The sequence below is a fragment of the Flavobacteriales bacterium genome, from assembly GCA_021739695.1.
Classification (GTDB): domain Bacteria; phylum Bacteroidota; class Bacteroidia; order UBA10329; family UBA10329; genus UBA10329.
Map to the genome: position 1 here is coordinate 23,033 of JAIPBM010000036.1, position 9,863 is coordinate 32,895.

The 9,863-nt window shown below is 44.0% G+C and carries 13 protein-coding genes and 1 pseudogene; 11 read left to right on the top strand and 3 right to left on the bottom strand.

What is annotated here, in order from left to right; all coding sequences use genetic code 11:
* The first annotated feature begins 18 nt into the window (after nucleotides 1–18).
* Nucleotides 19–564 carry a hypothetical protein gene (locus K9J17_16890; GenBank protein MCF8278407.1) on the top strand — a complete coding sequence of 182 codons (546 nt, stop codon included), beginning with the start codon at nucleotides 19–21 and terminating at the stop codon, nucleotides 562–564.
* An 80-nt stretch (nucleotides 565–644) separates the two neighbouring features.
* On the opposite strand, the gene K9J17_16895 is transcribed toward K9J17_16890, so the two are convergent.
* The 3 genes and pseudogenes from K9J17_16895 to K9J17_16905 all read right to left on the bottom strand — a co-directional run bounded on the left by K9J17_16895 (nucleotide 645) and on the right by K9J17_16905 (nucleotide 3,953).
* Nucleotides 645–1,706 (bottom strand): T9SS type A sorting domain-containing protein, encoded by a 1,062-nt coding sequence (locus K9J17_16895; GenBank protein ID MCF8278408.1) that lies wholly within the window; start codon nucleotides 1,704–1,706, stop codon nucleotides 645–647.
* Between the two features lie 78 nt (nucleotides 1,707–1,784).
* Nucleotides 1,785–2,774, bottom strand: a complete 990-nt coding sequence (gene obgE, locus K9J17_16900) for a GTPase ObgE (GenBank protein MCF8278409.1) — start codon at nucleotides 2,772–2,774, stop codon at nucleotides 1,785–1,787.
* Between the two features lie 58 nt (nucleotides 2,775–2,832).
* A pseudogene (locus K9J17_16905) lies at nucleotides 2,833–3,953 on the bottom strand (adenylate kinase).
* A gap of 69 nt (nucleotides 3,954–4,022) precedes the next feature.
* Here K9J17_16905 and K9J17_16910 point away from each other — a divergent pair.
* The 10 genes from K9J17_16910 (at nucleotide 4,023) to K9J17_16955 (ending at nucleotide 9,558) form a co-directional block, all read left to right on the top strand.
* Nucleotides 4,023–5,156 carry a 5-(carboxyamino)imidazole ribonucleotide synthase gene (locus K9J17_16910; protein ID MCF8278410.1) on the top strand — a complete coding sequence of 378 codons (1,134 nt, stop codon included), beginning with the start codon at nucleotides 4,023–4,025 and terminating at the stop codon, nucleotides 5,154–5,156.
* Complete coding sequence (gene purE / locus K9J17_16915) at nucleotides 5,153–5,653, top strand: 5-(carboxyamino)imidazole ribonucleotide mutase (GenBank protein ID MCF8278411.1); 501 nt, start codon at nucleotides 5,153–5,155, stop codon at nucleotides 5,651–5,653. The genes K9J17_16910 and purE overlap by 4 nt, the downstream gene beginning before the upstream one ends.
* A gap of 54 nt (nucleotides 5,654–5,707) precedes the next feature.
* Nucleotides 5,708–5,953, top strand: coding sequence for a CopG family transcriptional regulator (locus tag K9J17_16920; GenBank protein ID MCF8278412.1), 246 nt, complete (start codon nucleotides 5,708–5,710; stop codon nucleotides 5,951–5,953).
* Nucleotides 5,950–6,282, top strand: coding sequence for a type II toxin-antitoxin system PemK/MazF family toxin (locus K9J17_16925; GenBank protein MCF8278413.1), 333 nt, complete (start codon nucleotides 5,950–5,952; stop codon nucleotides 6,280–6,282). The genes K9J17_16920 and K9J17_16925 overlap by 4 nt, the downstream gene beginning before the upstream one ends.
* Before the next feature lie 257 nt (nucleotides 6,283–6,539).
* On the top strand, nucleotides 6,540–6,845 hold the full coding sequence (locus K9J17_16930) for a nucleotidyltransferase family protein (protein ID MCF8278414.1): 306 nt from the start codon (nucleotides 6,540–6,542) through the stop codon (nucleotides 6,843–6,845).
* Complete coding sequence (locus tag K9J17_16935) at nucleotides 6,826–7,164, top strand: DUF86 domain-containing protein (GenBank protein MCF8278415.1); 339 nt, start codon at nucleotides 6,826–6,828, stop codon at nucleotides 7,162–7,164. The genes K9J17_16930 and K9J17_16935 overlap by 20 nt, the downstream gene beginning before the upstream one ends.
* Before the next feature lie 171 nt (nucleotides 7,165–7,335).
* Entirely contained in the window at nucleotides 7,336–8,124 is a 789-nt protein-coding gene (locus K9J17_16940; GenBank protein MCF8278416.1) for a hypothetical protein, read from the top strand.
* Nucleotides 8,087–8,653 carry a hypothetical protein gene (locus K9J17_16945; GenBank protein ID MCF8278417.1) on the top strand — a complete coding sequence of 189 codons (567 nt, stop codon included), beginning with the start codon at nucleotides 8,087–8,089 and terminating at the stop codon, nucleotides 8,651–8,653. The genes K9J17_16940 and K9J17_16945 overlap by 38 nt, the downstream gene beginning before the upstream one ends.
* 405 nt (nucleotides 8,654–9,058) lie before the next feature.
* Complete coding sequence (locus K9J17_16950; GenBank protein ID MCF8278418.1) at nucleotides 9,059–9,274, top strand: hypothetical protein; 216 nt, start codon at nucleotides 9,059–9,061, stop codon at nucleotides 9,272–9,274.
* Entirely contained in the window at nucleotides 9,265–9,558 is a 294-nt protein-coding gene (locus K9J17_16955; protein MCF8278419.1) for a type II toxin-antitoxin system RelE/ParE family toxin, read from the top strand. The genes K9J17_16950 and K9J17_16955 overlap by 10 nt, the downstream gene beginning before the upstream one ends.
* Nucleotides 9,559–9,863 lie beyond the last annotated feature (305 nt).

A 9,863-nucleotide genomic window follows, 5' to 3' on the forward strand; every position in this document is an offset into this window, starting at 1 on the left:
ATTTTTCAACCCCAGATTATGAGCGTGTTAAAAAAGCATTTAACTCCACTTTTAGTATTACCTGCAATTCTATCAGGCATGTTGCTGCCAAGCTGCGCAAACCATGATGAAGCTCCTGTACCCGAAACTGCGTGGGAGAAATTTGTCGGAGAGTATCGTGTCACAAAACTCGAAACTGGCGAGTCGTATACAATGAAAGTTTCGTTTGACACGCTACCCATAACAGGGGCTTCAGAAGAAACTGACCTTCACATTATCTATGAGAATTTTGATAATTCATTTGATAGTCTTGTTGGACAATTTCCGAATGGAACACCTGTAGATGAAAAGCAGATAGCAGGTTTTAGTGCTCCATTTGGAGTTTACGATGATGTTGGTCACCGCTGGGCTTTATCAATGCACTATTACAATAGTTTCGACAACCCGTTTCTTCTTCCATCCAATACACTAGTAAACGACACAATACTTTTCAATTTCAGCAAAAGCAACATTGCATTTTATGCTGGAGATAACGTAGCGTACTACTCTTGCGAATGTCAACACTTAGCGGTAAAAGTGGAATAATCCAAGCATAGTCAACGATTACAGACGAACAAAAAAGGGCGGCCAGTTGGCCGCCCTTTCTATTTCATTGAATGAGATTCTTATTTCAAGATCTCCATTCTTTTAGCCATTCTCTTTCCATCTGCATCAATGCTGTAGATGTAAGATCCAGCGCTAAGTGTTCCAGCAGGAACAGTTACGTTGTAAAGACCGTTTGCTTTAGCTCCTTGAGACGCAGTGTACACCAATTGTCCGTTAAGACCGTAGATGTTAAGATCAACGTTTTTAACTGATGTTTCCAAAGCATATTGAATTGTAGCGTTATCGCTAGAAACAGCTGGGTTTGGATACATGGTCATTTTAACACCATTCAAGAAACCTTGCTCCTCAATTCCAACACCGCTTTCAGCAACGATAGCGAAAATTGCCACGTGGTTGTTAACAGGTGTAGCAAATGTTGCAGAAGAACGAACCCAAAGAGTTCCTGTTCCTGGGAAGTTCAACTTTGTCCAAGTGTACTCACCATCGCTATCTCCGTCAGCATCAGCCCAAAGAGCCAAAGTGTCAGCAGGAGTTCCATAAAGCGGAGAGATATCAACAGATAGAGCGAAATCTTGGTTCACCCAAACTGGGTTTGTAAAGAATGTGAACGTTGGAGTAATGAAAGTGGTATCGATATCAGCAAAAGCGATAGGTGCAGTTGCCAATGATTGATTAGGACCGATTGCATCCAATCCAGTTGAAGCAGCACTAGCGATAGCCTTGTTATCAGCCAAGCTGTACATTTTCAAATTAGCAGCAGCTGGATTACCTGAAGCATCAGCTTTAGCAGAAAACCAAGTCATTGCACCGATAACGTTGTACGGGTCATTCACGATGAAACCACCAGCCAACTCGGCATTTTGCTGCAATCCACCTTGACCATCATCAGCACTCAAAGTACCGAAGAAATAACCGCCTCCGATCAGACCGTAGTTAATCACTGTATTCCCGAAATCTTCAAGACCCAATGTATCAGTACCATCTAATGCAGCTACTGAGTTCTCGATAGGAGCAATTTCACGAGCAACAGATGTTGACATCTCGTGAGCAGCAAAGCGCTGTTGAGACATACCCAATGAAGCAATAAGCAACGCTGGAATAGTTAAGTAGATTTTTTTCATTATTAATTTGTTAAGGTTATTGTTTGAGGCGCTGAAAATAAATAAAAATCAAGTGCTATACGTTCGAAACTTACGTTTTCAATTCATTTTTTCCCAAAGAACGTCCTTAAGCTCCTGAATTCCCTTTTGAGTTGCAGACGAAATATAAACCGTTGGCACATCCAGATCGATACTTTCTTTCAGCTCTGTTTCCAATTCCTCATCCAGCAGGTCACATTTAGTGATAGCAAGAACACGCTGCTTGTCCAATAATTCGGGGTTGAACTGCTCTAATTCGTTAAGCAGAACATGGTACTCCGTTTTCACATCATTCGCATCTGCTGGAACCATGAAAAGCAAGATTGAATTCCGTTCTATATGACGGAGGAATCTCAATCCCAGACCTTTGCCTTCGTGCGCTCCTTCAATAATACCGGGTATATCTGCCATCACAAACGAACTGTGTCCTCGGTAATCAACGATTCCGAGATTGGGAACCAATGTTGTGAACGGATAGTTGGCTATTTCAGGTTTGGCTGCTGAAACAACGGAAAGCAATGTTGATTTTCCGGCATTTGGAAATCCGACCAAGCCAACATCAGCCAACACTTTGAGCTCGAGTGTCTTCCACTCTTCTTTCCCTGGTTCGCCCGGTTGTGCATAACGTGGCGTTTGATTCGTTGGAGATTTGAAGTGAGTATTTCCCCATCCACCTTTACCGCCTTCGGTCAGGATTTCCCGCTGACCATGTTCGATGATCTCAAAAAGTACTTGGTCTGTTTCGGCATCTTTCACCACCGTTCCAAGCGGAACGTAGATAATTTCGTCCTTGCCTTGTGCACCAGTCGCTTCAGACTTACCTCCTGATTTACCGTCAGTGGCAATGATGTGCTTCTTATAACGGAGATGAAGCAATGTCCAAAGTTGCGTATTGCCCTCAATGATCACGTGTCCACCGCGACCTCCATCACCACCATCTGGTCCACCCTGCGTAATGCTACGTGACCGAAACAAGTGCTTAGAGCCTGCACCACCTTTTCCACTTCTACAGCAGATTCGTACGTGGTCAATGAAATTGTTCTTCATGATAAAAAAGAAAGGAGAACCAAAGATATGGTTCTCCTTCAGGTTCGTTTATAACTAAGGCCTAGCCTTTATCTACCGCATCGCAGATACGGGCAAAAATTTCTTCTATTGAACCGATTCCATCAACCAAACGCAATTTCCCTTGGGCCTTGTAATATTCTGCCACAGGTGCTGTCTGTCTGTTGTAATTGGCAATTCGATTCTTGATTATTTCAGGATCCGCATCATCTGCTCTTCCGGAAACTTCTGCTCTTTTAAGGAGTCGGGTTTTCAATTCATCCTCCGCAACGTTTAGCGCTACCATCAACGAAATGGAGTCTCCCTTGGCTTCCAAAAACTTATCTAAAGCTGCTGCTTGTGCATTTGTTCTTGGAAATCCGTCATAGATGACTCCTTTGGCATCTGGATGTTTTAAAACTTCGTTTTCCAATATCTTGATCGTCACATCATCTGGAACCAGATCACCTTTATCTGAATAGCTTTTCGCCAACTTGGCCAGATCTGATGCTGGGTCCAGTGCCCTAAAAACATCTCCTGTAGAAATATGGACCAAACCATAATGGTTGATCAACTTTTCCGACTGGGTCCCTTTTCCAGCCCCTGGAGGGCCGAACAATACTACATTCAACATGCCGCTTAACTATTTGGTTTGATCTGATAAACTGAGGGAAGGTTTCGCCCTAGACCATCATAGTCTAAGCCATAACCTACCACAAATCTGTCTGGTATTTCAATGCCGATAAAATCTATCGGGTAATTGCCTTGAAACGCGTCTGGCTTGTACAAAAGCGTGCAAATGCTGACCGATTGAGCACCAGCATCCATCATCTTTTGTTTTATCTCACCCATTGTTTTTCCTGTATCAACAATGTCTTCTACAAGAATCACATCTCTTCCCTCCACATCCGTTCCGATCGGCATCAGTTCTTTCACCTCTCCAGTGCTTGCCGTGCCCCTATACGAACTGACCCGTAAAAAACTCACTTCGCAGTTTACATCAACTTTCTTGATAAGGTCGGAGGCAAACATGAATGCGCCATTCAAAACAACCACAAAAAGTGGTGTTTTTTGATGGTATCTATGATTGATTCTAACGGCAAGGTCGTCCACGATTACGCCTAACTCCTGTTCGGAGAGATAAGGCATAAACTCAAGATCGTGAAGTTTAACTGTGTCAGCCATGGATAAGGCGCGCAAAGGTAGTTACCAATATCCAATGGCGCGAAGCTTTCTAAGGGCTACTTTTGCGACATGAGTTACAGACCAAAGACCAAGCTTGGAATTTTGGGTGGCGGACAGCTTGGCCGTATGCTTATTCAGGAGACGATCAATCTTGATGTGGATGTTCACGTTCTGGATCCAGACCCAGATGCACCTTGCCGAGATATTGCACATTCATTCACAAACGGAAGTTTCAATGATTACGAAACCGTGCTTGCGTTCGGAAAAGGGATGGATGTGCTCACGATTGAAATCGAGCATGTGAATGTGGAAGCGCTGGAAGAGTTGGAAAAACAGGGAGTGAAAGTATACCCAGAGCCGAATGTGATCCGTCTGATTCAAGATAAAGGCGCGCAAAAAGAGTTCTACGATAAGCATGGAATTCCAACATCCGATTATCGATTGATCGGAGAAAACGATGCTGAAAATCACAGCGATTTCTTCCCTGTTTTTCAGAAACTCAGAAAAGGTGGCTATGATGGAAAAGGCGTTCAATCGCTGAAAACGGCTGCTGATCTTTCCAAAGCTTTCTCAGAACCATCTGTTCTTGAAAAAGCCGTTGATCTTGAAAAAGAACTCTCAGTGATTGTGGCGAGAAATGCAGCTGGAGAAGTAAAAACATTCCCAACCGTTGAGTTGGAATTCAACCCAATAGCCAATTTGGTGGAGTTCCTTTTCAGTCCGGCCAATGTGAGCGATGAAGTAGAGAAAACCTCACAGAAAATTGCTAAAACCATTGCCGAGAAATTGCAGATCGTTGGTCTTTTGGCCGTGGAACTTTTCCTCGATAAAGAGGGAAATGTACTGGTGAATGAGATTGCGCCACGCCCACACAACAGCGGTCATCAGAGTATTGAAGGCAATTACACTTCGCAATTCATGCAGCATGTTCGAGCAATTCTCAACATCAGCCTTGGAAATACGGAAATTGTAAAGCCATCGGTAATGGTCAATCTTTTGGGCGAAGACGGTTTTTCGGGCGAAGCCCAATACGAAGGCTTAGAAGATGTGCTTGCCCTGAAAGGCGTGAATGTGCATCTTTACGGGAAGCGGTTCACGAAGCCGTTCCGTAAAATGGGCCATGTAACCGTCATTGCGGAAACCTTAGAAGAAGCCAAAACAACAGCTAAAAAAGTGCAACAAACCTTGAAAGTAAAAGCATGAGCAACGCACAAGTTGGTATAATCATGGGCAGCAGTTCCGATCTTAAAGTGATGAAAGATGCGGCTGATGTTCTTAAAGAACTAAGTATTGAATTCGAAATGACGGTTGTCTCTGCTCACCGAACTCCAGACCGTATGTACGATTACGCCAAAGGCGCTGCCGACCGTGGATTGAAAGTGATCATTGCCGGAGCTGGTGGCGCAGCACACTTACCAGGAATGGTAGCTTCCTTAACGCCACTTCCTGTTATTGGCGTTCCCGTAAAAAGTTCTAATTCCATTGATGGTTGGGACAGTATTCTTTCCATCCTACAAATGCCGAATGGCGTTCCCGTTGCTACCGTTGCGCTCAATGCTGCCAAAAACGCAGGCATTCTTGCAGCACAGATCATCGGTTCGTCAGACAAAGTGGTACTTAAACGAATTTCCGATTTCAAAGAGGGTTTGAAAGAGAAAGTGATGGAAAGTAAAGACGAGGTGGAAGGGTATTCCTCTTGATAATTCAGCCAAACCATTGTTGATTATATTTGTAATTCATAAATACAATTAGCAATGGCAACTTTCACAACCACGCTCCCAAACGACCTGCTTGAGCGTCTTTCGCAGAAGGCCGAAGAATACCACCTTGCCAAGAACAAGCTCATTGAAAAAGCGCTTCGCGTTTATTTGGATGAACTGACGAAAGCTGAGTATGCCAAGTCTTTCAAACGTGCAGTCAACGACCCTGATATGCTCTTGATGGCCGAAGAAGGTATGGCAGAGTACCTTAGACTACTTAACGAACTTGACGAAGAATGAAACAGGCAGAGGTTTGGCGGGCTTATCTTGACCCCACGGTGGGCAGCGAACAGAGTGGTTTGCGTCCTGTGGTAGTGATAAGTGGAAATACCATGAACGACCACTTCAACGTGGTCATCGTTTGTCCCATAACTTCTAAGCTCAAAAATTACAAAGGTCATGTGATCTTGGAACCCTCAGCTACAAACGGGCTTGACAAGAGATCGGAGATACTGAACTTTCATGTGCGTTCCGTTTCCAAAGACCGATTGGTGAAAAAGCTGGGAAGCATCTCCAAAGCCGAATTGGAATTGACCAAGAAGGGGTTGAATGAAATTATGACGTTCTGAACAAATTGACCCGATGAAGCGGGATCAGCTTATCGCGTACCCGTGCCAGGTTCGAACACAAAAACCAAAAGCTACCTAGCGCACTTTCACGGGCAAGAGAGAAAAACCAGAGCACCAATTTTGTCATTCCGAGGAACGAGGAATCTCACATCAAGAGAGACGCTTCCTTCGTTAGCGTGACAAAAGGAGTGTTCCCGTGATGAGATCGGACACAAAAACCAATAGCTACCCGCCCCTCATTCGCTTATATTTGTGTTGTGGAATCTTTTAAGGACATCAGCAACAAATTGTCAGAAGCCCTTCCGGCTCTGAAGAAGCGGTATCCTATTTCGTACTTGGCACTTTTCGGGTCCGTAGTGCGGTCCGATTTCAATGCACAGACAAGCGATGTGGATATTCTCATTGATTTTGATGGCGAGATGGGATGGGAATTCTTTGATCTGCAACAAGAACTGAAAGACCTACTCGGTCATGAAGTGGATCTGGTTTGCAGGCGGGCGCTGAAACCCCACTACTGGGAGATCATTAAAGAAGAGGTGGTCAATGTCGGTACGGCTGCCTAAGATCATTCTGCAAGATATGGTAGAGGCAGCCCAGAAAATACTGCTTTACGCGGATGGGCTTAGTTTCGAAGGTTTTGTTTCCGATGGAAGAACACGCGATGCCGTTTATCATAATCTGATCGTTCTTGGTGAAGCGGCAGGAAGGATGCCAGAAGTATATGTGCATGACCACAATGATATTCCGTGGCAGAAGATGATCTCAACCAGAAATGCGTTGGTGCATGGATATGATGTAATTGACGATAGGATTGTTTGGAAGATCGTTACAGACATTCTCCCTGGTCTTTTAGAACAGTTGAATCCTTTATTGGAACCTTAGATTGACAATCCTTTGCAAGGACAATTTTCGTTCAAAAACCGATATACACTGAGCGCACTTCCACGGACTTGAGAGAAGAACCTGAGAACAAAAACCGATATTTATGCCATGTTGGGGTTTCGCCATTTTCCGTCCTCTGAGCACACTGGTTACAGATTCGGCTTCAACGGCATGGAGAAGGATGATGAAATAAAGGGTAATGGGAATTCGTTGGATTTTGGAGCTAGGTTATACGACCCGAGGGTTGGACGGTGGCTTGCGTCAGACAAACTTGCCGCCAAACGACCAGACCTAACGCCTTATAGATTTGGGCTAAACAACCCGATTTCTTTCATCAATCCAGATGGGAACTTTGAATTTGACCCAGCGGTTTTGGCTAAATATCCTAATGTTAAGCCAGCGTTAATGAATCTACGGGAAGAGTTGAAAAAACCAGAAAATATCGATCGCCTCAATGACATTTTGAAAATAGGAGAATATTCCAGTGCGGATCAATTTTTTAACCTTTTTGATGACAATAACAAGGATATTCGAATAACCGCTCATGGTGAGTTGAAGCTATCGAGCAAAGGTGAAATAACTGGACCTCTTGCACATACTTCCAATCAAGGAGTAGCGGGTGAAACCCAAAAAGGCAAGTCTACTATTGCGTTTGCCGAAGCTGTACTGGGTGCTTTGGAGAACGCGGATGATGATGCGAAATCTCAAGTGAGTACGTTCTTCAATGTAATAGCCGAACACGAGCTCGTTCACAACGGGGATAATCAGGATGGCATAAAAGGAGACGCCCAAATGCAATTGAAAGTAGACGATACGGGTCAAATAAGGATCCAAGATGAAGCAGGAGAGATATATGAAGGAAATGCATACGGGAAAGTATTAGGTACTTCTGACTTTCCAAAAGCGGATAAAGCAATTAAAAATGAGTTACAAGAGAAGGACCCTGAACGTCAGAAATAGAATTATTCAAACAGTCCGTACAATTCTGTTAATCCATCTTTTCAGTGTCGCTGGTTACGCCCAAGTGGATTATGAGTCTCTAATCGTGATTTGCAAGGAACAAGCACCTACAGATGTGGATAGCATCCAACTTGAAATATTGTTCTTTAATAACTCAAACGATACAATCCTTTTGCCTACCGATGATTTAGATTTTGAAAACTTCACAACGGTGGTATTTGTTGATCATCCCAGGGTCATTTGTTCGAAAATGACAAAATGGGCCTGGCCAACAAAACAGACGGGATGCGATATCGAATATGCAACGCAGCATGGTAGAACGTTGATTTTACCTTATTCAGCATGCACTATCAAATATCCAATTGACGATAGAGGTTTTTGTTGTGTTGGAGTTAATAAAGAGTTTAGGAAAGGCGAGAAAGTTCAGTTTTATGTCAGATTCAACATAGATGAAAGGTTTAAATACGATTGTGACAAGATTTGGAGCGGAAAGGTAAGTTCAACGTTAGGAAGTTTTGTCATTAGATAATCTGTCCCTAGATGCCCCCCCCCCCCCGCTCGGCTAAGTGTTCCATATTGCTCGCGCGAGTGTTCCGCAGGATCACTCGTGTGGAACCAAGTACGATCAGTTTCCAAACTGATCTCTACACAAAAACCACTGTACACTGAGCGCACTTCCACGGACTTGAGAGAAGAACCTGAGAACAAAAACCGATATTTAAGCCATGTTGGGGTTTCGCTGATTTCTGGTCTGATGTACAACCGACTGCCACATAGGTATGACCGCGGGTAAAATAAAAGACCCAAGAGGCGCCATCCCCTTTGACCATCGACAGCTATGACCGCCCTGCTTACTCAGGTCGCACCCTGAGCCCAACTGCGGCAGCGGCCTTGCAGAACCTCGCGAAGCGATGAATATATTATCTTTGGAAGTATGAACTTACAGGCTGACATCAATTGGATCATGAAAGAGTTGCAGCAGGTCAACGACCCGCATTTGATCGAAGCGTTCAAGCAACTGCTTATTTACCGCAAGACCAAGAACGAAAAAGCCTTCGATGAGGCATTTGAAAGGGCATTGGCGGATAAAGAGGCAGGAAGAGTTCTATCGCATGACGAGGTGCGTACCAAGTATGCCAAATGGCTCTAACGGTCCGTTGGACACAGGAAGCTGCCGATCAGCTTGATGGCATCATCGAATATCTGGAACTCAACTGGAGCAAGAAGGAGGTCAGAACGTTTTTCCGAAAGTTAGAAGAAGCTGTAAGATCAATTTCCGAACACCCCGATAGAAACAAACTATCAGAAAGAAAACCAGGAACGAGGGAGTATCAGTTGACGCGCCATACGACCATTTTCTATGATTTTGATGATGCACATGTCACCATTCTACTTCTTTGGCAAAATCTGATGAATCCGAAGAAATTGAAGTAGTTATCCGCGGCTGATCCAACCACAAAACCCACTATACACCTAGCGCACTTCCACGGCAAGGAGCCAGAAATCAAGCACACTTTTGACATTGAGAGAAAACCTACTTTATGAAGACGCAGGACAGCAGCAATGATCTGTATGACACCAATTAGCCTCCACACCTAATTCTGTTCAATAAACTGTGTCAACGGTCAGTAATACTTAATTTAAAAACTGAAAAAGACACAGACAATGAAAGAAGAAGAGAAAGACAGATTCGATTACGCCAACTTTGAGAGGGAAGCGATAGAGAAATTGAAGAACGG